The organism is Hymenobacter sp. NBH84 (assembly GCF_014217645.1).
Lineage (GTDB): Bacteria > Bacteroidota > Bacteroidia > Cytophagales > Hymenobacteraceae > Hymenobacter > Hymenobacter profundi.
The window spans coordinates 2,223,431-2,248,657 of sequence record NZ_CP043644.1 but is presented as its reverse complement, the minus strand read 5'-3'; the positions used below and the strand labels follow the sequence as shown (position 1 = coordinate 2,248,657).

Sequence of the window (25,227 nt, the reverse complement as noted above, 5' to 3'; positions counted from 1 at the left end):
AACGGACCGATGTTTTCACCGGTCCGTTTCTGTTGTGGTGCCAGAAATGTTATGCTTCTACCTGCTCAGCATCGACCACCGGCTGCAACGCAAACGCCTCCGCCAGCAACTCATACGAGCGGAGCCGATCCTGAAAATCATAGGTGATGGTAACGGCCATGATTTCGTCTACGCCGTATTCGGCGGCCAGCTTTTCCAGCTGCATTTTCACCTGAAGGGGTGTGCCGCTCACCATGCGCTGGCGGTTGTACTCCAGACGGGCGCGCTGGGCGGGCGCCAGGGGGTAATCGCGCACGGTAGCGTAGGGCGGGGTAGGGCCGCGCGAGCCGGTTTCGAGCAGGGTCATTTGCAGGGCCAGCGTGTCTTCCAGCTCCTGAGCTTTCTCCTCCGTATCAGCGCAGAGCACGAAGATGGCCATGCTGGCTGCGGACTTGGGTAGGCGCGTGGAAGGCCGGAACTTCTCGCGGTATTGCTGCACCGCCTCGGGGCCACCGTGAGGGTTGATGAAGTGCGCAAAGGTGAAGGCCATGCCCAAGTAGGCCGCAAACAGCCCGCTTTGCCCGCTGCTGCTCAACAGCCACAGCTCGGGCACGGTATCAATCAGCGGGGCGGCTTTGATTTTGGTTTGGATGGTTTCCGGGTCGGCGCGGTCAGTGAGGTAGCGGTCCAGGTCCATGAGTTGCTCGATGAAATCCTGTTCGCTGAACTGATTGCTGGGGTTGAGCACCTGCGCCGTGAGGCGGTCGGCACCAGGTGCCCTACCTATTCCCAGGTCAATGCGATTGGGGAACAGGCCTTCGAGCAGGCGAAAGTTTTCGGCCACCTTCAGGGCCGAGTAATGCGGCAGCATTACCCCACCCGAACCAATACGAATGTGCTTGGTCTGACCCGCCAAATGGGCCATGAGCACCTCGGGAGTAGTGCCCGCCAGCGACTCCGAATTATGGTGCTCCGACACCCAGAAGCGAGTGTAGCCCAGGGCCTCGGCGTGCTGGGCCAGCTGCACCGTTTCGAGTAGAGCCTGCCGGGCCGTGCCGCCCTGCCGCACCGGCGACTGGTCGAGCACGCTCAGATGGATAGAAGAAGGCGTTTTCATATAAGATAGTCGTCAGTTGTTAGGGAATAGTTGTCAGGGAAACGTCTGTCATCCTGCGCTTGCGAAGGATCTTATCACGGCAGAACGAGTCATCAGCACCTATTGGTCAACGTGATAAGGTCCTTCGCAAGCGCAGGATGAGAGTTTCTCTATCGAACTTACTAACAATTAGCCCTACCCAAAGTTCTACTCGGCCAGTGCCGGCTCACTCACCTCATTGGTTTTGCGGAGGGGCCTTTCGGGCACAAACCATGTGGCTGCCCAGCCCAGCGCAGCCAGTGCAATCACCACCAGGTATACCCGGTGAATGGCTTTGGAAAATGCTGCACGTACTACCGGCGTTGGGCCGGCGGCGGTAGGTGCGCTGGCTAGCTCCGGCGACAGGGTAGGGCTATCGGTGGTGGTAGCGGCTGTGCGGGAGGCGGCGCCGGCGGCTGTTTGTGCCGTGGCGGGTAGGGCCTCGGTCAGCGTGAGCGTGAGCACCGTACCCAGTAGGGCTGTGGTAATGGCGCCGCCAATCTGCCGGAAAAACTGGCTAGCAGAGGTAGCCTGACCCATTAGTGGCGGCTCCACGGCATTCTGAATAGCCAGTGTGTAGAGCGGCATGGTAGGGCCTAACCCGATACCACAGATGGCGAGGTAGACCAGCACGCGGGTATAAGACACATCCGCGGGCATGGTGGCAAGTAGGCTCAGACCCGCGAGCAATACTACGCCGCCCCCCAGCATCCAACGCTTATAATGCCCGAAGCGCGACACCATCTGCCCGGCCACCACCGAGCCTGTCACGACCCCCAACGACTGCGGAATCAGGCTGATACCGGCCTTGGTGGCCGATACGCCCAGCACGTTCACCATAAACAGCGGCACAAAAATCACCAGTCCCAAAAATGCCCCGCCTAACAGAAAAATAGCCACATTGGCTGCTCGAAATACCGGATTTTCAAACAGGCTGAAGGCCAGGATAGGATTGTCGGAGCGTAACGACCGGAGTACAAACAGCGTGAGGGATACAACGGCCCCTACCAGCAGCCCTAGCGTGAGGGGAGAGGTCCAGCCGTAGGTAGCCTTGTTGAGTTGTAGGGCAATAACCAGCGGTACCAAGCCCGTCAGAAGTAGTAGGGCCGCCAGGTAGTCGAGGCGTTTGCCGGTTTCCTGCGGAGCCAGCTTGGGCATATAGGTCAGAATAAACCACAGGGCCAGCGCGCCCAGCGGCAGGTTCACGTAGAACACCAAGCGCCAGCCCGCCACACCTGGAATCCAGCCGGTGCCGTGGTCGGTAAGCAAGCCGCCCAGAAAGGGCCCCAGCACCGACGACGTGCCGAATACGGCCCCCGTGTACCCCTGGTATTTGCCCCGCTCGGCCGGCGGAAACAAGTCGGCAATGATGATGAACGCCAGCGCAAACAGCCCCGCACCGCCCAGTCCCTGAATCCCCCGAAAAATGACCAGCTGGTTCATCCCGTCGCCCAGCAGAGGTAGGGGGCCAAACTCGCCCGCCAATCCGCACAGCACCGAGCCGATCAGAAAAATAATGACTACCGTGATTTCCAGCGTACGGCGCGGATACATATCAGCCAGCTTGCCGTAGATGGGCACCAGCGTAGTGCTGGCCACCAGGTAGGCCGTGGCCACCCACGTGAAGCGCTCCAGGCCGTTGAGGTCTTCTACGATGCGGGGTAGGGCCGTAGATACAATAGTTTGATCGAGTGCGCCGAGGAACATGGCCAGCAGCACGCCGGCCAGCGTCAGGAGTTTTTCGCGGTGGGAGAGGGTCTCCGTCATACGGGGGAGGGTAGGATTCCCGCAGAGGTACGCGCCCGGTGCGTGGAGGTTGGTAGAGTGAAGCTATTAGCTGATGGCTAATAGCTAATAGCTTTTGTTCGAGCTATCAGCTAATCAACTCTATCTTCGCCCGCATGATTGCCACAAGTACCATTGCCCTGCTGTGCGGGTTTGCCTTTCTGGCCGGTTTCATTGATTCCATCGTGGGCGGGGGCGGCCTGATTCAGACGCCCGCCATGCTTCTGCTGCTACCCGGCGTGCCGGTGCCCACGGTGCTGGGTACCGGTAAAGTGTCGTCGATGATGGGTACGCTGATTGCCCTGCGCCGCTATGCCGGGCAGGTGCCCATTCGGTGGCGAGTGGTAGGGCTGGCAGCAGGCACGGCAGGCGCTTTTGCGCTGCTGGGGGCGCGGGCCGTGAGCCACTTGCCGCAAGATTTGGTGCGGCCGTTGGTGCTGGGGTTGCTGGTGGTTATTGCCATCTACACCTTCTGGCGCAAGGATTTTGGGCAGCTGCACGCCCCGCGTCTTTCGCACCAGCGCGAGCTGCTCTACGGTGTGCTGGTGGGAGTAGGGCTAGGCTTCTACGATGGCTTTTTCGGGCCGGGCATGGGCAGTATGCTGCTATTCACGTTCGTGGGCCTGTTCGGCTACGACTTTCTCACGGCCTCCGGCTCAGCCAAAATGGTGAATGCCGCCACCAACTTCACCAGCCTTGCCTACTTTGCCTTCACTGGCCAAATCATCTACCGCGTGGCCTTACCCATGGCTGCCTGCAATATGCTGGGTGCCACCCTAGGTTCTCGCCTTGCCCTGAAAAAAGGGGTAGGCTTCGTGCGGGTGCTGTTTCTGGTAGTGGTCAGCGGCGTGATTCTGAAGCTGGCTTGGGAGACGTTTGGGGGATGAGGGCAGATTGCTTTGATGTAAACAGTCTTACATTACACTCAACTAACCTTATCTGCTATGAGCTTCCTCGGAGACCTATTAAACCCTACGCCTACCTCTGTCGAAATTCGTGGACGAGTGCTGAAATGCCAGATTTGTGAGCACCATGAGTTCTGGCGGCGGCAAGTGCGCCTGCACGAAAGCTTTGCTATAGACCCCCGCGCCATCTGCTACGAGTGCGACTACTGCGGCTACCTGCATTGGTTTATGCCGCGCTGAGTATTATTCACCGTAACCGCCGGGTAGGCCAGGGGCAGGGTTGCCTTGGGCGGCGCTGCCGCTGGGCACGCCCATTTTCTCTTCGCGCTTGCGCTGGTAGCGGTCAAACTGGGTAGGAGAGAGAACGTCCTTCAGCGCGGCCAGGCGCGACTGACTTACGTCTTCCACTACGCCGGCCATCTTGCGCAGGTCGCGGCGGTACTGGGCGCGGGCGGTTTCCACGGCCCGAATGCTGGTAAGGTTGATTTTCTGTACTTTCTCTACCTGCTGCGGATTCAGGCCCAGACCTTTTTGCATATTGACGGTGAGGCTAGTGGCGCGCTCCGTGAGCTGGGTTTCGTTAAGCAACGGCGTGGCGGTTGAGGCGGCCGACGTGTTGGTTTTGCTGGGCAATGGTTTGGTGTTTTGCGCCAGCAGGGTAGCAGGTGCGGCCAGCAAAAAGACCGATAAAAGCAGGGAGGTTGATTTCATATCGAATGCAAAACTACGGCAGAAAGCGAAAGGTGGGCTGGGCGTAAGCACGCCGCCTGTGCTACTTCCTCTAAAGATAGTGCCAGACTATCTGGCTTAGCCCAACACACGACCGGTTGTTTTGATGCCCGGCACCGCAGAATCTGTGCGCGTCGGGCGTAACCTTTTGGGCGTACTTTGCATACAGCTTTCTATTATGAAGCGAGAAACCCGAACGAATTGGCTGACCGCCCTAGGTGCGGGCGCCCTGTTGGCCGCTGCCACGTTGTATACTAACCGCCGGGGCAGCTACGAGCTGCGCAACCGCGTGGTGCTCATCACGGGCGGCTCGCGTGGGCTAGGCCTGCTGCTGGCCCGCCAGGCCGTAGCCGAAGGCGCCAAAGTAGCCATCTGCGCCCGTGATGCTGACGAGCTGGAACGCGCCCAACGTGAGCTGACCGCCGACGGCGGGGAAGTAATTGCCCTGGTGCGCGACCTCACCGACCCCGTAGCCGTGCGTACGCTCGTCACGGAAGTGCAAGGGCAGCTTGGGCCGATTGATGTGCTGATCAACAACGCCGGCATCATCTCCACCGGTCCGCTCGACAACCTGGACGAGCGCGACTTTCAGGACTCGATGAATACGCACTTTTGGGCGCCTCTGCATGCCATGCAGGCCGTACTACCCGATATGCGCCGCCGGGGCGAAGGCCGCATTGTGAACATTGCTTCCCTGGGTGGCAAAGTAGCCGTGCCGCACCTGATACCCTACAGCGCCAGCAAATTCGCGCTGGTCGGGCTTTCCGAAGGCTTCCGTAGTGAGTTAACTCAGCACGGCATCAAGGTAACCACCGTATGCCCCGGCCTGATGCGGACGGGCAGCCCCCGCCACGCTATTGTGAAGGGCCAGCACCGCAAGGAGTACGCCTGGTTTATGATTGCCGACTCGCTACCCGCCATTTCCATGAATGCCGAAACAGCGGCCCGCCAGATCTGGAATGCCTGCCGCCGCGGCGACGCCGAGCTGATTCTGGGCCTACCCGCCAAATTGCTGGCTACTTTCCACGGTCTGTTTCCCGGCCTCGCCGCCGACGTGCTGGGCTGGGTCAACCAAACCCTCCCCGACCCCGCCGGCGACCTAGGCGACGTGCGCCGCCGCGGCAGCGAACTGGAATCGGACATCACGCGCTCTTGGATAACTACGCTGACACAAGAAGCGGAGGAGGAAAATAACGAGGTATAGGATATTGTTGCTGATTAGACTGTGTTTTGTGAAACGAGGCTCCACGTGGTTTTGCATGAATCACGTTGGAGCCTCGTTTCAGCGTTTTGATACACTGACCTATACAAAGACAAGGGCATTAGACGTATTCTTCAAGAACAAGTCTATTCTGTATCTGCTTCAGAAAAAACAGGCAATAGGCTGTTAAAGAGATAAATAGCGACTGTCGGCAGGCCGCGTGCTGGTGCCTATAGGTGCTTTGCTGAGTGGCAATATGTCGCGGATGTATTTCCTACTGACATAGGTGAAAAGCGCGGTTGTTTTGTTTCTTTGCCTGTATGGCGCAACGGTATCCATTTGGTTTCTGCTGGATCATCCTGTTGCTGCTATACCCAATTGTTGGTTTCAGCCAAACCGTGCCGCTTCCGCCGGTTCCAGATAGTTTGCGTGCCGTAGTATCGGCCACCAGTCCTCCCGCTGCCGCGGCGTTGCTGCGGGTAGCACAGGCTTATATGGGACCGTTCGACTCGGCCGGGGTGGTAGGATACGCACGTGCGGCTGAGCGCGCCGCTCACCGCACCCATCAGCCTCATATTGCCGGGCAAGCACTGGATTTGCGCGGCGACTATTACCGCCAGGCTGGCCGGCCGGCGCTGGCGCTGCCGCTACTGCAGCGCGCTGGGCAACAACTCATCGGTGCCCCAGCCCGGCTGCAGGCCGAGACCCGCTACCACTTGGGCATGGCCCTGGGCGACCTGGGCCAGCCCGGCCGGGCCCTGGTGCTATACAGCGAAGCTGGCCGCCTGGACCCCACCAACCGCGAGCTGCAGGCACAGCTGCTAAACTCCACGGGCCTGATTTACGCCCGGCAAAGCCAGCTCGATTCGGCGGCAGCCTGCTTTTTCCGTTCGTTGCGGCGGGCCGAGGGGTTGCCGGCGGGTACTGGTCCCGCGGCCGCCACACTAGGTAATCTGGGGCGGGTATACCTGCGGCAGGGTCGCTGGCGCGAGTCGGCCCGCTACCTGCGCCGGGGCATGGCCCTGGAAGCGGCCGACCTCGACACGATGGGGCTGGCCTCCTCCTGGCAGTTCTTGGGCGAGGCGCTGCTGGCCCAGCCCGATAGCCTGGCGGCAGCGCTGGCCTGCTTCCGGCGCTCGGAGCGGCTGGCCCGGCGCAGCCACTTAGCCAACTACCTGCCCGCTGCCTGGCTGCTGTTGGGCAAGACCTATGAGCAGCGCGGCCAGCTCGACTCGGCCCAGTACTATCTAATGCGGGCCGTGGCGGCCCAGCAGGCTCGTGGGGCAGCGGGGACGCTGGCCCCAGCCCTGATGGCGCTGGCCGAGTTCAGGGGGCGGCGGGGCCAGTGGCCGGCCGCCGAGCAGGCGGCCCGGCGTGCCGAAGTGGCCCCCGGCACCACGCTGCCCCTGCGGGCTGAGGGCTGGGAGGTGCGCCGCCGCGCCGCCCTGGCCCGCCACGACTACCCGGCTGCCTACGCCGCCCTGGTGCGCCAGCAAGCCGTGCTAGACTCCGTACGGGCCCGCGACAATCAGCAACTCACGGAGCTGATGCGGGCCGCGTACGAAACCGACGAGGCTGAGGCCCAGGTAAATGCCCTACGCCACGAGGGCGAACTGCTGCGCCTGCGCCAGCAGCGGCTGCTGTTGGTATTGGTGCTGGGGGCAGTGCTGCTACTGGCAGGCGCGGGGCTGCTGCTGAGTGCCTACCGCCGCCGCCAGTTGCGCCAGGAGCTGGCCTTGCGCACCCGGCTCTCGGCCGATTTGCACGATGAGGTAGGGGGCTTGCTGACGCAGATTTCGATGCAAACCAACCTACTGGGAGCCGGCCTCTACTCGCCCGCCGAGCAGCAGGTGCAGCTGCAAGAAGTGGCTACGGCCAGCCGCGCCGCCGCCGCCCAGCTGCAAGACGTGGTGTGGGGCTACGATGCCCACAACGACACGACCAGCAGCCTGCTCGACCGCATGCGCGACTACGCCTACGAGCTGTTGGGCAGTGGCGAACGGACCCTGCTCTTCACAGCCGACGCGGCCCAGCTACCGCCGCAGCTACCCATGGAAACGCGCCGCGCCCTGTATCTGATTTTCAAAGAAGCCCTGCACAACGTGGCCAAGCATGCCCCACTGGCCCAGCAAGTAAGCGTGACGCTGGCTGCCGCGGAAGCCGAGCTGGTGCTAACGGTGGCCGACGATGCCCCCGCCCCGGTTCGGGCGCCGCGGGCCAGCGGCCACGGCCTGCGCAACATGGCTGCCCGGGCCGAGGCGGTAGGCGGTAGTTGCAACGCGGGCTACGGCGCCGTGCCGGGCCACCCGGGCTGGGGCGTGTGGGTGCGCGTGCCGGTGGGGTAGGTTGGGAGGGTAGGAGGGTAGAGGTTTTGGGTCAACATTCCTGACCTGCCTGCGCCCTGTCCCGAGGTTTGAGAGGGTATGGGATAGGGGCTTAGGGAGTGTAAGCTCATTCAACTAGTAGCAACTTCCAGACTCTTACTCTACCAACCTCCTACCCCTCCACCACTGGTACATCAAGATGTACTTACGCCGTATGGGGGTAGGGCCGTGCTTTGCAGACATGAAACATCCCTACCTGCTCGTCGCGCTGTTGGCCCCGCTGGCCGCTACGGCCCAAACCGGCGGCGTGGGCATCGGCACGAGTGCGCCTGATGGCTCGGCCGTGCTGGAGCTGTCGGCGGCGAACAAGGGGCTACTCGTGCCCCGGCTGGATTCGGCCGCACGTGTGGGCATTGCCAATCCGGCCACGGGCCTGCTCGTGTTCCAGACCGCGCCGCGCCTGGGATTCTACTACTACGGCGGTGCGGCCGGCTGGCTGTTTCTGGCTGATAAGGCCCGTGGCGGCGACAACCTAGGCAGCCACACCGCCACCCGTAACCTGAACCTGGGCGCCCACCAGCTGGTGGGCAACGGTGGCACAGCGGGCCTGGCCGTCAGCAGCGTCGGCCACGTGGGCATCGGTACGGGTAGCACTGCCCCGCGCGGGCCGTTAGACGTGGCAAGCGCCGGCGACACGTACCTGGTGCGGGACCCCGCCAACAGCAGACTCCAGAGCGTGTACCTGCCCGGCCACCTGTACCTGGCCCCGTACAGCAGCGCCGATCCGGTGGCCTATGTGCAGGCCCGCGTGCCTAGTCCCACAACCAGCACCAACTTGGGCCTGACCCTGCGCACCACCCATGCCGGCACGCTTACAGATGCCCTGGTCCTGAACGCCGATGGCAGCGCCAGTACCGCTGGCCCGCTCAGCACCCAGGGCAGCATAACGGTGCCCGCCACTAGTGCCTTCGCCTATGCCGCGCCCAAAGCCTACGTCCTGCACCTGAGCCGGGCCGACTTTACAGCGCAGAGCGGCGGGGCAGCGCGGCAGGATGGCGTGCTGCGTACCTTTTTCCTGAGCAGTGGGGAAGGGGTGTTTGAAGCCCCGGTACATCTGCCCCAGGGAGCTGCTATTACCAGCTACGACGTGTTTTTGCGCGATACCAATGCCAGCAGCTCCCTGACCGTGTCCCTGCAAGCGGCCGACTTCACGGCCAGCACCCAGATTACGCTAGGGGCCTTATCGTCGGTGGACAACGCCGATTACCAAACCATCAACTTACCGGTGAGAGGGGTAGTCGATAACACCATGTACAGCTACTTCCTGCTGGTGCGCTTTCCTACCAACAGCGCCAACCTGAGCGTGGGCAGCGTACGGATACACTACACCATTACCCAGGCCGAGTAAGCCCCGGCCGGTCCGGGTCGCTGACGCTTTACAACGGGCCGGGCTTCGTTAGCTTCGCGGGTGGTAGCAGCACTGGAAAGTTGCTGATGCGCACCTACAATGCAGGCGGCACGCTCACCGGCCAGGGCTTCTGCTTCGTGGTATTTCAACCCTAAATTTCTACCGTTCTTTATGGCTATGCCGTTGACCCTCGCCATCATCGAAGACCTGCCGGCCGTGCGTCGGGGGCTGGAAACCTACCTCTGCGCCCAGCCCGAGTTTAGTTGCACGCTGGTGGTGGGCTCGGTGGAGGAATTCCTGGAAAAAGTCGGGCAGGAGGCTACCCCGCCCCGGCTGGTGCTCTCCGATATTGGCCTGCCCGGCCGCTCGGGCATCGAGGGCGTGGCCCTGATCAAGCAGCGTCTACCTCAGACTGAAGTAGTACTCCTCACAGCTACTATGGGCGACCCGGCCCGCGTGTTTCAGGGGCTGTGCGCCGGGGCGGTGGGCTTCTTTCTAAAAACCACCCCGCTGCCCGACCTCAAGGCAGGCCTGCTGGCCGTGGCCGAGGGCGGCAGCAGCATGAGCCCGGCCGTGGCCCGCGAGGTGGTGAAATACTTCCAGCCCGCCCCCGACCCCACGCAGGTGCTCTCGGCCCGCGAGCTGCAAGTGGTGCGCGCTATCGAGCAGGGCCTGAGCTACAAGCTGATTGCCGACCAGCTCGGCATCAGCCTCAACACCGTACGCCGCCACATCAAAAGCGTGTACGCCAAACTGCACATCAACAGCAAAGGCGAACTACTGGCCCGCAACGTGCGCCGCGGCTAAACCCGCCCGGCAGGTACATCAAGATGTACTTTCGCCATATAAAGTAGGACGCGTGCTTTGCAACCATGAAAGCACTTCTCCTCCCTACCCCTTGCCGGCTGCTGTTGTTTGTGCTGCTACACGCGGCGGCCCTCACCACGCAGGCGCAGACGGGCGGTAGCGTGGGCATCGGCACTGCCACTCCGGACGCCTCGGCCGTGCTCGACTTGTCGGCCCCGAACAAGGGCCTGCTCATCCCGCGCCTGGACTCGACGCAGCGCGTGCGCATCGCGGCCCCGGCCACGGGTCTGCTCGTGTTTCAGACCAGCCCGCGGGTAGGCTTCTACTACTACGCCGGTAGTACCGCGGGCTGGCGCTACCTGCCCGACCAGACGCGCAGCAGCAGCGGCGACAACCTGGGCAACGGGGTAGCCACCACCACCGTGAACCTGCAAGGCAATGCGCTGGTGGGCAATGGGGCCGAGCTGCCGGCCGGCGTGCGGGGGGTAGGCGTACGCGCCGATGGAGGCCTGAATGTAGGCCAACACACGCCAGGCGAGAATTTGTACCTGGGCTACCAGGCCGGGCAAGCCAATACGGCCGGCTACTACAACCAGTTTATTGGCTACCAGGCCGGGCAGGCTAGCACGACCGGCAATTACAACCAGTTTATTGGCTACCAGAGCGGCTATTATAACACGACTGGTAACTTCAACGAGTTCAGCGGCTACCGGAGCGGCTTCTACAACACAACGGGCAGTAATAACTGGGCCTTCGGCTACCTGGCCGGCCCTACCACAGGCGACCTGACCAACGCCGGGGCTATCGGCAACCAAGCCCAGGTCAGCCAGAGCAACTCGCTGGTGCTAGGTGGCACGGGCCGCAACGCCGTGCGCGTGGGCATCGGCACTACGGCGCCGTATTCGCAGCTCAGCAACACGGCCGACAACGTGGTGGGCAGCGACGGCTTCGGCGTGAGCAGCCCTTCGCTGACGTGGAGCAGTCCCGAGCAGGGCTACACGGCCGCCTTCTACAACGGCAACACGAGTGGGGCCGGTGGTGGGGCGCTGGCCGTGAAGGTGGCCTCGGCCTCGGCCGGTACCGCAGTCCTGGACGTGAGCCGGGGAAGCACGCAGAACGCCACGGGTACGACGCTGCTGCGCGTGCGTGCTGATGGTAACGTGGGCATCGGTACGAGCAGCCCGGCCTACATGCTGGATGTGGCCGGCACCATTCGCGGCAACAACGTGTCGCCTTCTGATGTGCGTTTCAAGCAGCAGGTGCGGCCGCTAACCGGGGCCCTGGCCGGAGTGCTGGCGTTGCACGGGGTGCGCTACCGCTGGAACGCGCTGGGCGTGGCCCACGGCGGGGTAGCCGGGGCCGAGCAGGTAGGCTTGCTGGCACAAGAGGTGGAGCAGGTCTATCCGGAGCTGGTGAGCACGGATGCGCAGGGTTATAAGGCCGTCAACTACGCCCAGCTCACGCCCGTGCTGCTGGAGGCAATCCGGGAGCTGGCGGCCCAAAACGAGGTGCTGCAGGCGCAGCTACGCCTGCAACAGCAGCGCGCCGATACCAGCACAACCGCCTTCGAGCAGCGCCTGCGGGCCCTGGAAGCTGCCGCCGACCGCGCCGCCGTCCGCTAGCCCGGCAACCGTCGCAGCCATTTCTCTTCCGCACTTCCACACTTCACCTATCACGATATGAAACACACTCTACTACAAGCCTGCCTATTACTGCTGCTGAGCCTGCTGGCCGGCCCTACCCTGGGGCAGACGGGCGGCAGCGTGGGCATCGGAACCGCTACGCCCGCCGCCTCCGCTGCCCTCGACCTGACGTCAACGAGCAAAGGCTTTTTGCCGCCGCGCATGACCGTGGAGCAACGCAACGCCATTACCAACCCGGCGGCCGGCCTCAGCATTTTCAACACAACCAGCGGCCAGCTGAACTATTACGACGGCAAGCAGTGGCGTGAGTCGGTGGCGGTAGCGGCCGATAATACGAGTGTACCGACTGGAGGTACCTACACGTACACCGTACCAGCCGGCGTTACCAGCCTGCGGGTGGAGCTGGCCGGAGCAAGCGGCGGCAGCTCCGTTGGCAATGGTGGGCGGGGTGGCCTGGTACAGGCGCAGCTCAGCGTGAAGCCAGGGCAGGTACTGTACGCCGTGGTGGGTAGGAGTGGGGTCCAAGGGCCGATAAAGCAAGGTGGCGGCGGCATAATTCTCCGTACCACCGACAATGGAGGCAGCGGCGGCTTCAACGGCGGCGCTAGTACGATGTCTGGCGTTGCGGGCGGCGGTGGCGGGGCCAGCGACCTGCGCGTGGGTGGTACGGCGCTGGCCAACCGGGTGCTGGTGGCCGGCGGCGGCGGTGGCGGTGGCTACTACCTAAACTCAACCGGGGGCGAAGCAGGCGGCAGCGGCGGCAACCAGACCGGGGCTACGGGGCTCTACCACGGTGCCCTTACCGGGGGAAAGGCGGTAGCCAGACGGCGGGCGGAAAAGGCGCGACCAACGATAATCCCTACTGGGTAGGGAACGACGGTGTGCTGGGCGAGGGTGGTATTGGGGGTGGAGGTGGGGGCGGCGGCGGCTACTACGGCGGGGGAGGCGGAGCTAACTACCGAACCCAATACGCTTACCAGGAGTATGGCAGCGGCGGGGGCGGTGGCAGTTCCTACGCCGCGCCATCAACCTCCGAGCTGGGCATCAGCAATGTGACGATGACGCCGGGCGTGCAGTCGGGCGATGGGTACGTGACCATCACGCCGCTCTACGCCAGCTACCCCGCCCCGGCCCTGGACGTGCGCAACTTCGTGAACAGCCCTTGGCGCAAGCAGGGCACTATGGTAAGCACAACGGTGGGGAGCGACCTAGTGGGCATTGGCACCAGCTCGCCTTCTGCCCAGCTTGAGGTGCAGTTGCCTGCATCCACGGCCGCCGCCTCGCTCAAGCTTGAGCACCGCGGCTCCAACCTGATTGTGCGCCCGCTCAACGGTGGCAATTCGGCTAGCATCATCGAAAACACAGCCGGCAACCTGTTGCTCGAACCCAGCGGCCAGGGCAACGTGGGCATCAACCAGACCAACCCTACCTACCGCCTCGACGTGGGCGGCAGCATCTACGCCACGGGGGTTATCATCTCGTCCGACCAGCGCTTTAAAACGCAGGTACGCCCGATTACCGGGGCCTTGGCCGGGGTGCAGCAGCTACGCGGGGTGCGCTACCGCCTCAACGCGCTCGGGCTGGCCCGCGGCGGCAATGCGGGCGAGCAGGTGGGTTTTCTGGCGCAGGAGCTGGAAAAAGTGTATCCCGAGCTGGTGAGTACCGATAACCAAGGCTACAAATCCGTGAATTACAGCCAGCTGACGGCCGTGCTGGTGGAGGCCCTCAAGGAGCAGCAGCGCCAGCTCGACCAGCAGCAGGCCAAGCTCACGGAGCTGCGCGCCCGCCTGGCCGATCAGCAGGCCGACCACGCCGCCCTACTCACGCTGCAAGCCCAACTGGCCCGGCTTCTGGGCGAGGCCCCGCCGTCAGCGCCGGCCCCCGCCGCCCGCTGATTCGCCCGTGTTCCGCGTCTCAGCGCCTACCCTCATTCTTTCCGCAACGATTAGCACGCTTACTACATGAAAAAAGTATTCCTGATACCCCTGGTAGTCCTGCTACTGGGCCACCGACCAGCGTGGGCCCAGCAGGAGCGGGTCGGTATCGGCACCCTCAACCCGACCCAGACGCTCGACGTCGACAGCACCCTGCGCGTGCGTACCCTCACGCCGCCCAGTGGCAACCAGCTGCTGGTGGCCTTGTCTGATGGTACGCTGGGCCTGAGTGAGCCACTGGCAGCTACGGCGGGCCTGGGGCTGTATGCCCAGGTGGCCGGCACCAACCCAGTGACGATAGGCCCTGCCAGCGGCACGGCCTACACGCGGGTGGCGGCGGCCGGGCGCTACCTGTTCGTGGCCGGCGGCGACCAGTTCAAAGTCTACGACGCGCAGGCTACTCCCACCTTACCCGTCTACACGGGCATCAATTCGTCGATGAGCGGTACGGTAGGCGCGCTGGCTGCCAGCGGCAATACCCTATACGCGGCCTCTACAGCGGGGCTGGACAAATTCACCATCTCCAACGGCTCCACCTTGGCGCTCTTCGCCCAGTACAACCTGCCCCTGGCTCCGGCCGGCACCACCAGCACCGCTATCTATGACGCTGTAGTGGCGGGTCGCTACCTCTACGTAGCGGCCTGCTTCAGCAATTCCAGCAACACCGTGGTGCGCGTTCTTGAGTTGAGCACCGGCCAGCCTACGTCCGTGGCCACGCTGCCGCTGGGCCTAACTGGCCGGGTGCAGCTGGCGGCCGACGAAAGCCGCGGCCGCCTGCTGGTAGCGCCCGATGCAGGGGCTTTGCAGGTGTACGCCCTGGCCACGCCGACGGCGCCTACCCCTGTGCTGGTTGCCACGGCTCCGGCTACGGCGCCGAGCCTACCTACATTCGAGGGAGGGGTGGCGGTGGTGGGCGGTATCCTCTACGGAGCCAACAACGCCACCACCCCGCCCACCCTCGACGTGTACGACGAAGCCAGCCCGGCCGACCCCTCGCAGCCCGCGGCGCTGGGCGTGGTGCGCCTGCCCAAGAAGGTGCGCGACCTGGCCGTGGCCGGCGAATACGCCTACCTGCTCACGGACGATGCCAGCAGCTACGAGCTGGTGGCGGTGCGGGTGGCGGCCCCAGCCCTGGTGGGCCTCGACGCGGCCGGCAACGTGGCCAGCGTGGCGCCGGTGCTGCCACCCGCCGACAACCTGGGCAACCACCGCGCCACCCAAAACCTGAACCTAGCGGGCTTCCAGCTCGTGGGGAACGGCGGTAGTCAGGGCCTGCGCCTCGACGCGGGCGGGCGAGTAGGCGTGCTGACGGCCCCCAGCAACAACTTCCGCCTCGACGTGGGTGGGACGTTGCGTACCACCAATATGGCGGTGACGGGCACCCTCGCCACGCCGACGCTTACGGCCACTGCCAGCCTAAGCACGCCCAGCCTGCTGGCCCCCGTTACCGGCGCGCACCCGTGCCTGGCGGCGGCTACCGGCCAGGTAATCGTCATCGGGAGCAATACGGCGAGCAGCGGCAGCGACAATTACTCGGTGATGCGCACCGGCGCGGGCACCTACCGCCTCACGTTCACGGCCGGCCCGCTGGCGACGGGCAATCTGCAGGCGGCCGCCTTTTTGGCCGCGCTAGTGGGCACCCCGGGGTTCGTTACGTTCACCGCCTCCACTACCAACCCCTACATCGACGTGTACACCCGCAACCCCAGTGGGACGCTGACCGACCGGGACTTCACCTTCAGCGTGTTTCTACCTTAACCTCAGCCCTACCTTTTCCTTCTATCCACGCTTTTTTCTGATATGACTACACCTTCTACCCTCTTATGGTGGCGAATGGGGCTGTTGCTAGTGAGCCTGCTGCTGAGCGGCACCGCGGCTCTGGCCCAGCACATTGGCATCAGCACCAACGCACCAACCCAAACCCTCGACGTGAACGGCAACCTGCGCGTGCGGGGCCTGAGCAACCCCGGCCGCAACGGCCGCCTGCTCTCGGTGAAGCCCGATGGCACGCTCACGGTGGGCGATACGCTGGGCGGGCTGGCGGGCCTGGGAGCCAGCTCGCAGTTGCTGCCCGCGCCCGTGCTATCCCCAATACCCCTGGGCAACAACACGTACTACACCGATGAGGCAGCCGATGACCGCTACCTCTACCTGCTGGGCAACAAAGAAGTGCGCGTGTACGACATGGCGCGGCCCACCCAGCCCACGCTGGCGGGCCCGCCGTCGGCCATAGTCCCCAATCGGGGAAAACGGCTAGTTGTAGCCAACGGCTACGCCTACGTCTTCAACTTTACCGATACGCTGGACGTGTACCAGCTCACCACACCCACCACCTTCGCCTTCCGGCGCACCGTCATCAACCGGCCGCCCGGGGCCTCCAGAACGGCGTATATGGACATAGCAGTGTCTGGCAACTACCTGTATTACGTGGGCTACTTCCCCGGTCTTAGCCCAACCATTAAGCTGCTGACCTATGACCTGACCGACCCGGCCAATCCCACGCTGCTGAACATGCTGGACGTGCCCAATAGCCAAGGGGAAGTCCGCCCCGTGCAGCTGGCCGCCGACGAGCAGACCAATACGCTGTACGCCCACATCGGGGGGTACCCCTATTCACTATACCAACTGGCCGCGCCGGGTAATCCCACGTCCCTGCGCACCACGGGCCCCTTGAGCGTCACGAGCCCGCGCTTGGTGGAGAAAATGGGCGCGTTGGGCGGAATGCTCTATCAGATAAATATCGACCACGTCCACCTCCACATACTCAACGTAAGCGGTAGCCCCGCTGCTCCGCAGGACCTCGTTTCGATACCCATTCCCACCCGCGTTTATGACGTAGACATTATCGGCCGCTACGCTTACCTTTCTGGTTCTACGAGCGGCGGGTATAGCGTATACGCGGTCCAGATAGCGGCGCCCTCGGTGCTGGCCTTCGACCCCAGCGGCAACATCAGCACCCAGTCGGCGGTGCTGCCTACCAACTCTGATAACCTCGGCAACCACACGGCCGTGCAAAACCTGAACCTGGCCAGCTACCAGCTCGTCGGCAACGGCGGCGGCAGTGGCCTGAGTATCAGCAGCAGCGGCCAGGTGGGCATTGGCACCAATACGCCCGCTGCTACCCTCGACGTGAACGGCGCCACCCGCGCCACCAACCTAACGGCCACCGACGCCATCCAGGCCGCTACAGTGCTAGCCAGCACCAACGTGCAAACCTTCGCCGTGCTCACGCCCGCCACCGGCAGCCACAACATGCTGGTGCAGGCCTACGGTTCTATCGGCAGCGCGGGCAATGCCTACGGCTCTACCGACAATTATTCCGTGAACCACACGCCCGGCAGCAACACTTACCGCATCCGTTTCACTCCCGCCAGCGGCCTGGGTACTACCGTCCTCAGCGCCGCCGTGGTCAACCTCACGCTCTATGGTGCTAACCCCGGCTTTGCCACCTACACGGCCACCGAGTCGGGTAGTATCGACGTGACGACAACCAACGCCAACGGCCAGGCGGCCGAGCGAGGTTTCAGCTTTACCGTGTACCTACCCTAACCCGTCATCGTTATGCAACAATTCATTTCAATGGCGGGTCTGCTGCTAGGACTCACGGCAGGCACCGCCGCCGCCCAAACCCTCACGACCACCGCCGGTAGCAGCCTGACCGTGCAAAGCGGCGCCACGCTCTACGTAGTGGGCGGCGTGCAGCAGGCCAGCGGGGCTACCCTCACCAACGCCGGCACCGTGCAGCTTACGGGCGACCTACTCAACACCGGCACGCTGACTTCGCCAGGCCTGCTGCTGTTTAGTGGTAGCCAGGACCAGACATTCTCGCCCGGCTCCGCTACGGTGGACAAGCTGACGGTGGCCAACACCGGTGGCGCTGGCAATAATCGCCTGCTACTGCCGGCCGACCTTACCATCGGCACCCAGCTCACGCTCACGCAGGGTTTGCTGCGCACCCAGGGTAGTGCTACCCTGCTGATCCCCAACGGCGCCCGCGTGGAGGGCGAGGCCGACGGCCGGTACGTGCAGGGCCGTCTGCAAGTGAAGCGAACAGCGGTAAATGGCACCGTGGACTTCACCAACGGCTTCACGCTCACTACCAACAGCCAGAACCTAGGCACCGTGACAGTAACGCGTACGGCGGGTTTGCAAGTAGGCGGGGTCAGCTACGGGCAGAGCGGGAGCGGCACCAACCAGGGCATCGACCGAATGTGGCAGGTGGAGGCTACCCAGCCGCTCGACCCGGCTACTCCGGCCACTGTGAAGGTGAGTTGGGTGGCCGACGACGACCACGGACTGACGCTGCCGACCACGGCGCAGCTCTGGCGTGCCGAACAAGGCACGGGCCCGTGGGCGCCGCAGGGTGCGCCGGTTAGCGTCAGTGCCCGTTCGTTTACGGCCAGCGTTGGGCAGCTGGGCATGCTTACCCTTAGCAGCTCCAATCAGCCCCTACCTGTGGAGCTGGTGCGCTTCACGGCCGAGCGCCGCGGCACCGCGGCGCTGTTGCGGTGGAGCACCGCCTCGGAGGTGAACAACGACCGATTTGAGGTAGAAGTGAGCGAGGATGGGTACGCGTTTCGGCGTATTGGCCAGGTGTCTGGGCACGGCACGAGCAGCCTACCCCACGAGTATCAACTGCTGGACCCAGAGTTGGCTCGCTACGGACCAGCGCTGATATACTACCGCCTGCGGCAGGTAGACCACGATGGTACCACCCACTTTTCGCCCGTGCGCACCCTAGTTGTCAGTGGGCAGCTGGAGCTGGCTTTGTTTCCAAACCCAACCAGTGAGGCTACCACACTAACGGGTGCGCTACCCGGAGCAGCGGTGAGCGTGTATGACTCTATGGGCCGCCTGGTGCACACGAGCACCGCCGATGCAGCCGGCTCGGCCCAGCTACGGCTGCCGGCTGGCAGCGCCGCGGGGGTATATATGGTGCGAACTGGTCAGCACGCCCTGCGCCTGATAAGGCAATAGGTAGGCAGTAACTATTCCCTCATGGGCTTTATTCAGCCTCCACAATCCACCCGCCGACGTGCTGGGCTGAGTTAAACCGTGACGCAGGAAGTGGAGAAGTAGGAAGGGTAGCGCAAGAAGTTGAGCAGTGCAAACTACTCAGGCCTTCAACCCGTTATGTTGAGGACCTGAGTAGTTTCCGTATATTCCATCAACGAACCAAGCCAAACGCATGAAAACCATCTCGATTCTCCTTGCTAGCGCTACGCTGCTTTACATCTCGGTTTCGGCTGCTGCTCAAACAGCTCCGAAACCTAAGGTTAAAACAACTACATCTTCTCAACCGCGCACCACTAAGAAAGCGCCTTCTAAAAATCTGGCTGTTATTAGAGATACAGCTACCTTCCTGCGTTCGAGCCAGCCAAATGATGGCCGGATACGTGTTCCGATCCTGTGAAAGTTAGAAGTATCGGGTAAGCCTTACTTCAATATAACTACCTGTATAGTTTTGGCAGGCTCCGCAGTGGTAGCCATGCTTACGCACTCACTCGGCACGGTCGAAGCCCTAAATAAACTAAGATAATACTATGAAAACCCTATCCATGCTTCTTGTAGGCGGCACTTTGTTGTGCCTTTCGCTATCAGCCGCCGCACAAACAACGCCGGCTGCAAAACCGAAGGCTAAGACAACCATTGCCGATCAACCGCGCACCAATAGAAAAGCGGCTTCTAAAAATCTTACTGTTATTAAAGATACGGCCGCTTTCCGCCGTTCGAGCCGGCCCGGCATGATGCCTATTCGTGTGAAGCCCAGTCTTAAGTAGGCATTACTCAGCTCTGACGCGAACAGTGGTTTATGTTTTCCGCCATAGGTTCCGCACCAGCGCCCACTTTACTACTCAGCTCATAGCAATAATGGAAGCCGTGGAGCCACGGATAGGCCGGAAGTAAGTAGTGCTGTCTCTCAGTTCGATATAGCTAACAGGCGTGCCGACCACACCGCCGCCAAGGTGGTAAAATACTAAGAATGAGCTCGGTGTAGGGTAATGTTGATGTAAAGAACTCTCTAGCTTAACAAATTCTCCTCGTAGCTGGCAGAATCGGCTACAGCACTGGCTTCTGCCGGCGTGGTCAGGTGCGTGCTATTCGGCTGCACCCGCGTAGCCAAGGAGGCGCTGAGCGCCTGCGCCGCCGCTACCACCTGCGCCGGATAATGCAGGCGAGCCAACAACCGAATGGCATTGCGCGTGGTGAGCGGCCCAACCTTGAGGCGGTAGTCGAAATACCAGTCATCCTCCGTGACGGTTTCGCAAAAGTGGTACTCAATAAAGCACGACTGCAAAAGCGTGCCCAGCTCCCCGTCGTGGGTGGCTGCCACTACCCAGCTGCGGGGCTGCAAGTATTCTAGCACAGCCTTGTTGGCAGCGATGCGCTCCTGCGTGTTTGTGCCTTTGAACAGCTCATCCAGCAGCAGTAAGTAGCTGCCGGGGGCCGCGTCGCAGGCCAGCAGCAACTGCCGCATGGTTTCGGCCTCGACCAAATAATAGCTTTTGCCCGTGGACAGGCTGTCGGCCAGGTTGAGGCTGGTGAGTACCCGGCAAAAAGGGGCGCGGTAGGCAGTGGCGGGGCATGTGGCTATTGTTTGGGCCAGTAAGGCGTTTATGCCCAGCGTGCGCATGAAGGTGGTTTTGCCCGCCATATTCGAGCCGGTAAGCAGTACGCCGAATTCGTTTAGGGTTAGGTCGTTAGGCACGCACCCTGGCACCAGCGGGTGGTAGCCGCCTTGCAATTGGATGCCCGCGGTGGTCGGCCCAAAGTGCGGCACGCAGGTGGCATGGCGCTGGCGGAAGCTGGCCACCGCCAAGGCGCTATCTACATAGCCCACGGCCTCAAAGACAGCTCGAATGGCGGGCGCCTGCCGCTGTATAGCCACCCGGCAGCGGGCATACAACAGCTGGTCAACTAGCAGCAGCATCTTGAGCAGTTCCAGCAGCCCCATATTATCCTCTACCTGAAAGAAAGCCGCTTGCCGCAAAACACCTCCCAATCGGGCCAGGGGCGCGGCCAGCAGTTGCAGCGGCCGTAGGGGTAGGGCTGCCCGCTGCAACTCTCGCCCTGCCCGGTGCAAGCGGCCCAGTTGCAGCAGCGGACGAACATAGAGCTGAATCCGGGCGCGATGCCGAAGGTGAAACACCGCATTGAAGCAACCAAACGCAAGCGTGCCCAACCAAAGCACGGGCAGCCAAAAGCCCCCGAGCAACGTGGTCAACAGCCCCAGCGCGAGCAGCGCCGCGAAGCGTACGTTGGGCAACGCGGGCAGGGGCTCATCGCCCAGCAAATCAACCAGGTAGTACGCCTCTGGGGCCGTCAGCTGGTCGAGGGCGAGTAGGGCTTGCCCGCGGGCTGCGGGTTGCTGCGCCAACAGGGTCGCGGCGGCGTCAAACTCCTGTAGGGCAGCCTCATCGGCGAGCGGGCTGCGCAGGCGGTGGTAGAGGCATTGCTCGCCTACCGGGCTCACAGTGGCATCGAGCAGACCGAAGAGCGCGTCGCCGTTCAGGTCGGCCCAGGTTTGGTCGGGTAGGCGGTGGTAGGCGGGCTCGTGCTGCACATGGTTGTAGTAGCGGGCCACTAGGGGAATACGAGGAGTGTGCGCAGCCGGCTGTTGCCAGGCCGCTTCCAAGCGGCGTAAGCGCTTGCGGGTAGAAGTCCACATAAGAGGATAGGGTAGCTACCAGGGCGTAGATGGTGAAGTGGCGCCACTGGTCATTATAAGTAGCACGAAAGGTAGCGCAGTAATGATTAATAAAAGGGCTTAGTCCCGAGTCGTCTGCCGGTCGGATGCCTACGGCGTCCGACCGGCAGACGTCGATAGAAGCTTGGTGTTTAAGTACTGTTTAAGAGAGAATTACTAGACTGGTTACAATAGATGAGCGAGCTAAAAAGTGTCACTATTTCGAGGCGAGTCCAATAAGTCTGGCTACCTTCAACGCCACTACCGCCACAGCTTCGGCAGGCTCCGCAGCAGCGCCCATGCTACGACCCCGCTCACGGCAATGATGGAAGCTGTAGAACTGCGAATCGGCCGGAAGCGGGTAGTGCCTTCCTTCATCTCGATATACCCAACAGGCGTGACGACCACGCCACCGCCGCCACCGGAGCCAGCTGCTTCGGGAAGGCGGCCGCCCCCGCCGCCACCAAAACCGTAGCATACCCGCGCCACGGGAATCACGGTGGTGCCGTTGCGTTCTACAGGCTCACCGTATACGGTGCGGGCAGTGACGGTAGTGCTGAGTTGTTCGGCCAAGTTTTGGGCGACTGTGAGGGTAGGGGAATCAGAAGGAGTCATGAGAAAATCATTTGATAAAAGACTGTCATGCTTCGTCAAGCTCAGCATGACAGTCTAAAGAAAGTAAACAAAAAGAAGCCAGCGGCATACACCGCTGGCTTCTTCTCTATTCAACTGAAAACCTGTTTTAGAAAGCCGCCAGCAGTGTTTTCAACCCAGCGGCGGCATCGTTGCCGAGGTGCACGTGCAGGGTACGGCGGTCGGCGCTTTGCAGGGCTTCCAGGTCGCCTTGCGCTTGTGCATCTTGCAGGGTGCCGAAGGAGTAGGAACGGCCGGGCAGGGGCAAATCCTGCGGGTGGCCCGCCGTCAGTTGCAGGAACAGGCCTGTGTTGGGGCCGCCCTTGTGGTACTGACCGGTAGAGTGCAGGAAGCGCGGACCGTAGCCAAACGTGGTAGCCACGTGTAGCTTGTCCTGAATCTTCTGACGTAACTCCGTCGTCTCCTCATTCACCGCTGCCGATTCTGTGAGGTAGGCTTGGATGGATACGTAGTCGCCGGCCTTCGCTTGCGCGAAGAACTGCTGCACTAGCTCCTTAGCCGAGCTACCCGATACCGATGAGTAGTAATCCAGCCCGCCTTCCGACAGGGCTTTTTCCTGCTCCGGCAGGCTGCCTTTTTCGGCTACCTCCTTCATAATCTTGTCGGTAGCCGTTTTGGCGGCTTGCACGTTGGGCTGGTCGAAGGGGTTGATGCCCAGCACCGCGCCGGCAATGGCCGTAGCGGCTTCCCAACGGAAGAATTCGGCACCCAGGTCCAGGGCATCCCTCATGCGGATAGTGATAACCGGGTGGCCGGCCTCTTGCAGCGTCTTCAGCTTCTGCGTGTTATCTTCATCGGCTTCGTTTTCGTAGCCCACGTACACAAACACGCGGTCCTGGCCGTACACCTCGGGCTTACCCAGGTGCTCGCCGGCAACCGGCAGAATGCCTTTGCCTTCTTTGCCAGTGCTTTCAGCCAGCAATTGCTCCAGCCACAGGCCCAGGTCGCTGAGCGACTTGGGTACCACTAGCGTGAGCTTGTCGCGGCCTTTAGTAGATAGCACGCCCAGAGCGGCGCCTAACTGCAAGCCAGGGTTGTTGTCGCTGGGGCCGTAAGCACCGCAGGCACGCATCATGATAACGGCGCGGGCCAACAACTCGCCCACGTTGATGCCGTAGAGCGCAGCCGGTACCAAACCGAAGAACGTGAGGGCCGAGAAACGGCCGCCTACCTCGGGGAAGTTCAAAAACACCTTGCGGTAGCCCAGCTCCTTGGCCGTTTCGATGAACGGGGAGCCGGGGTCGGTGATGCCGATGAAGTTTTCGCCGGCTTTATCGCCTTTTACGGCTTTCACCTTCTCGTAGAAATAGTCGCCGAACGCCAGCGGCTCGGCCGTAGTGCCCGATTTGCTAGCTACGATGAACAGCGTGTTTTCCAGCGGTACAGCCTTTTCAATCTCTTGTACTGTACCAGGGTTGGTGGTGTCCAGAATCAGCACGTCGAGGCCGTTTTCACCTTTCGGGAACGACTTCTCGAACACGATGGGGGCCATGGTGCTGCCGCCCATGCCCATTACCACTACGTGGGTGAAGCCGTCGGCCTTGGCTTCCTGCGCAAACTGCTCCAGGCGGCCTACCTCGTCTATCATGGTTTCGGCTACGCGCAGCCAGCCCATGTAGCTGCGGATGCTCTCTTGACCTTTAGCGTCTTGCGTCCACAGATCGGCCTGCTTGTTCCAGAAACCCGTGATGAACTCCGACTTCTTGTACTCCTCAATCTTGGCGTCTACCTCTTGCTGGTACTCGCCTAGTTGCATCTCAGCTTCTACCGGCTGCAAGTCCAGGGCTTGCACGCGCTTTTTCTCAATCGAGTCGATCAGCTTAGCGAAGGGTTCCTTGAACTTCTTGCCGCCGTCTTCCTCCAGGAATTGGGTACGCTCTTTCAAGTCGATGCCCAGCTTGGGTAGGGCGTTCAGCACTTCGTCTACTTGGTCGAGGTTGGTTTCCAGCGTGTTGGCTACTTTGCCTTTCTCGCGGAACAGGTCCAGGGTTTCCACCGGAATGGTGTTCACCGTTTCCGGACCAATGAGGCCGTCTACGTAGCGCAGGTCGTCGTACTTGGGGTTTTTGTTGCCGGTGCTGGCCCACAACAGGCGCTGCGAGTTGGCACCTTTCTCCTTGAGGGCTTCCCAACGTGGTCCGGCAAAAATGCCTTTGTAGAGCTGGTAAGCCTTCTTGGCGCTGGCCAGAGCTACCTCGCCCACCAGGGGCTCGGCCAGCTTGGCCTTCTCGCCGCCTTCTTCCACCATTTTCTCTAGCACGGGATCCAGCAGCACATCGATGCGCGAGAGGAAGAAGCTAGCTACGGAATTGATGTTGTCGATGGCGCCGCCGGCTTTCACGCGGTCTTCCAGGCCCGAGATGTAGGCTTCGGCTACGGCCTCGTAGCGCTCCAGCCCAAAAATGAGCGTCACGTTCACGTTCACGCCTTCCGAAATGAGCTTGCGGATGGCGGGCAGGCCTTCGAGGGTAGCCGGCACCTTAATCATCACGTTGGGGCGGTCTACGGCTTTCCAGAAGCGCAGGCCTTCCTCAATGGTGCCCTCGGTATCGTTGATGAGGTTGGGGCCTACCTCCAGGCTCACGTAGCCGTCGCCGGAGTTATCGTGGCTGTCGTAGAGGGGGCGGAACAGGTCGCAGGCGTGCTGCACGTCGGCCACGGCCAGTTCAGCGTAGATGTCGTCGGCCGATTTGCCTTGCAGGGCTAGGGCCCGGATGGTGGTATCGTAGTCGTCGCTGCCGCCAATGGCTTTCTCGAAAATAGCCGGGTTCGACGTCACGCCACGCAAATCTTCTTCCTTGATGCGCTTTACCAGCTCACCGTTGATAAGGATTTTGCGACGGATGAAGTCCAACCAGATGCTTTGGTCGAATTCGCGGATTTTGTTGAGTGCGTTCATAAAAAATGGGTAGAAGCTGGGGCCGGAGCCCCGGCCGGAAATGTGTTAGGACAGTTCGCGGCGCTAAGCTAGGGAAAACCAAATATTCAGGCTAACGGATTTAAGAGGGAGAATACCGAAACCGTTGCCGAGGTAGG

At 62.2% G+C, this 25,227-nt stretch carries 21 protein-coding genes and 1 pseudogene; 15 read left to right on the top strand and 7 right to left on the bottom strand.

What is annotated here, in order from left to right; all coding sequences use genetic code 11:
* Positions 1 to 49: 49 nt before the first annotated feature.
* On the bottom strand, positions 50 to 1,096 hold the full coding sequence (locus F1C16_RS09435) for an LLM class flavin-dependent oxidoreductase (protein ID WP_185284071.1): 1,047 nt from the start codon (positions 1,094 to 1,096) through the stop codon (positions 50 to 52).
* Between the two features lie 186 nt (positions 1,097 to 1,282).
* A complete protein-coding gene (locus F1C16_RS09430; protein WP_185284070.1) occupies positions 1,283 to 2,881 on the bottom strand; it encodes an MDR family MFS transporter in 1,599 nt (532 codons plus the stop codon).
* A gap of 134 nt (positions 2,882 to 3,015) precedes the next feature.
* Here F1C16_RS09430 and F1C16_RS09425 point away from each other — a divergent pair, with 134 nt between their 5' ends.
* Positions 3,016 to 3,786 (top strand): TSUP family transporter, encoded by a 771-nt coding sequence (locus F1C16_RS09425; RefSeq protein WP_185284069.1) that lies wholly within the window; start codon positions 3,016 to 3,018, stop codon positions 3,784 to 3,786.
* Positions 3,787 to 3,843: 57 nt separating this feature from the next.
* The gene (locus F1C16_RS09420) at positions 3,844 to 4,044 is read left to right on the top strand and encodes a hypothetical protein (protein WP_185284068.1); all 201 of its coding nucleotides are present in this window, start codon (positions 3,844 to 3,846) and stop codon (positions 4,042 to 4,044) included.
* A 3-nt stretch (positions 4,045 to 4,047) separates the two neighbouring features.
* Here F1C16_RS09420 and F1C16_RS09415 read toward each other — a convergent pair whose 3' ends face one another.
* Positions 4,048 to 4,515 (bottom strand): hypothetical protein, encoded by a 468-nt coding sequence (locus tag F1C16_RS09415; RefSeq protein ID WP_185284067.1) that lies wholly within the window; start codon positions 4,513 to 4,515, stop codon positions 4,048 to 4,050.
* 196 nt (positions 4,516 to 4,711) lie between these two features.
* On the opposite strand from F1C16_RS09415, the gene F1C16_RS09410 reads away from it, so the two are divergent.
* The 3 genes from F1C16_RS09410 to F1C16_RS09400 all read left to right on the top strand — a co-directional run bounded on the left by F1C16_RS09410 (position 4,712) and on the right by F1C16_RS09400 (position 9,466).
* Entirely contained in the window at positions 4,712 to 5,737 is a 1,026-nt protein-coding gene (locus F1C16_RS09410) for an SDR family oxidoreductase (RefSeq protein ID WP_185284066.1), read from the top strand.
* Positions 5,738 to 6,054: 317 nt separating this feature from the next.
* Positions 6,055 to 8,079, top strand: coding sequence for a tetratricopeptide repeat protein (locus tag F1C16_RS09405; RefSeq protein WP_185284065.1), 2,025 nt, complete (start codon positions 6,055 to 6,057; stop codon positions 8,077 to 8,079).
* A gap of 220 nt (positions 8,080 to 8,299) precedes the next feature.
* On the top strand, positions 8,300 to 9,466 hold the full coding sequence (locus F1C16_RS09400) for a hypothetical protein (RefSeq protein ID WP_185284064.1): 1,167 nt from the start codon (positions 8,300 to 8,302) through the stop codon (positions 9,464 to 9,466).
* Here F1C16_RS09400 and F1C16_RS09395 read toward each other — a convergent pair.
* Positions 9,442 to 9,615 carry a hypothetical protein gene (locus F1C16_RS09395; RefSeq protein WP_185284063.1) on the bottom strand — a complete coding sequence of 58 codons (174 nt, stop codon included), beginning with the start codon at positions 9,613 to 9,615 and terminating at the stop codon, positions 9,442 to 9,444. The genes F1C16_RS09400 and F1C16_RS09395 overlap by 25 nt on opposite strands.
* Before the next feature lie 28 nt (positions 9,616 to 9,643).
* On the opposite strand from F1C16_RS09395, the gene F1C16_RS09390 reads away from it, so the two are divergent.
* From F1C16_RS09390 to F1C16_RS09350, 10 genes and pseudogenes are all read left to right on the top strand, one after another.
* Positions 9,644 to 10,273: a response regulator transcription factor gene (locus F1C16_RS09390; RefSeq protein ID WP_185284062.1), complete on the top strand. Its 630-nt coding sequence runs from the start codon at positions 9,644 to 9,646 to the stop codon at positions 10,271 to 10,273.
* A gap of 65 nt (positions 10,274 to 10,338) precedes the next feature.
* Positions 10,339 to 11,895, top strand: a complete 1,557-nt coding sequence (locus tag F1C16_RS09385; protein ID WP_185284061.1) for a tail fiber domain-containing protein — start codon at positions 10,339 to 10,341, stop codon at positions 11,893 to 11,895.
* 57 nt (positions 11,896 to 11,952) lie between these two features.
* Positions 11,953 to 12,786: a glycine-rich protein gene (locus F1C16_RS09380; protein WP_185284060.1), complete on the top strand. Its 834-nt coding sequence runs from the start codon at positions 11,953 to 11,955 to the stop codon at positions 12,784 to 12,786.
* Positions 12,771 to 12,968 (top strand): annotated as a pseudogene (locus F1C16_RS22990) (hypothetical protein); the annotation flags it as partial. The gene F1C16_RS09380 and the pseudogene F1C16_RS22990, both read left to right, overlap by 16 nt.
* 6 nt (positions 12,969 to 12,974) lie before the next feature.
* On the top strand, positions 12,975 to 13,811 hold the full coding sequence (locus tag F1C16_RS09375; protein ID WP_308461658.1) for a tail fiber domain-containing protein: 837 nt from the start codon (positions 12,975 to 12,977) through the stop codon (positions 13,809 to 13,811).
* A gap of 66 nt (positions 13,812 to 13,877) precedes the next feature.
* Positions 13,878 to 15,608, top strand: a complete 1,731-nt coding sequence (locus F1C16_RS09370) for a hypothetical protein (protein ID WP_185284058.1) — start codon at positions 13,878 to 13,880, stop codon at positions 15,606 to 15,608.
* A gap of 42 nt (positions 15,609 to 15,650) precedes the next feature.
* Positions 15,651 to 17,399 carry a hypothetical protein gene (locus F1C16_RS09365; RefSeq protein ID WP_185284057.1) on the top strand — a complete coding sequence of 583 codons (1,749 nt, stop codon included), beginning with the start codon at positions 15,651 to 15,653 and terminating at the stop codon, positions 17,397 to 17,399.
* A gap of 12 nt (positions 17,400 to 17,411) precedes the next feature.
* A complete protein-coding gene (locus tag F1C16_RS09360; RefSeq protein WP_185284056.1) occupies positions 17,412 to 18,827 on the top strand; it encodes a T9SS type A sorting domain-containing protein in 1,416 nt (471 codons plus the stop codon).
* 211 nt (positions 18,828 to 19,038) lie between these two features.
* Positions 19,039 to 19,263: a hypothetical protein gene (locus F1C16_RS09355; protein WP_185284055.1), complete on the top strand. Its 225-nt coding sequence runs from the start codon at positions 19,039 to 19,041 to the stop codon at positions 19,261 to 19,263.
* A gap of 130 nt (positions 19,264 to 19,393) precedes the next feature.
* The gene (locus tag F1C16_RS09350) at positions 19,394 to 19,630 is read left to right on the top strand and encodes a hypothetical protein (RefSeq protein WP_185284054.1); all 237 of its coding nucleotides are present in this window, start codon (positions 19,394 to 19,396) and stop codon (positions 19,628 to 19,630) included.
* Between the two features lie 242 nt (positions 19,631 to 19,872).
* On the opposite strand, the gene F1C16_RS09345 is transcribed toward F1C16_RS09350, so the two are convergent.
* The 3 genes from F1C16_RS09345 to F1C16_RS09335 all read right to left on the bottom strand — a co-directional run bounded on the left by F1C16_RS09345 (position 19,873) and on the right by F1C16_RS09335 (position 25,090).
* Positions 19,873 to 21,519, bottom strand: a complete 1,647-nt coding sequence (locus F1C16_RS09345) for a hypothetical protein (RefSeq protein ID WP_185284053.1) — start codon at positions 21,517 to 21,519, stop codon at positions 19,873 to 19,875.
* Between the two features lie 279 nt (positions 21,520 to 21,798).
* Positions 21,799 to 22,152 (bottom strand): spore germination protein GerW family protein, encoded by a 354-nt coding sequence (locus F1C16_RS09340; RefSeq protein ID WP_185284052.1) that lies wholly within the window; start codon positions 22,150 to 22,152, stop codon positions 21,799 to 21,801.
* 127 nt (positions 22,153 to 22,279) lie between these two features.
* Positions 22,280 to 25,090, bottom strand: coding sequence for a bifunctional transaldolase/phosoglucose isomerase (locus F1C16_RS09335; protein WP_185284051.1), 2,811 nt, complete (start codon positions 25,088 to 25,090; stop codon positions 22,280 to 22,282).
* Positions 25,091 to 25,227 lie beyond the last annotated feature (137 nt).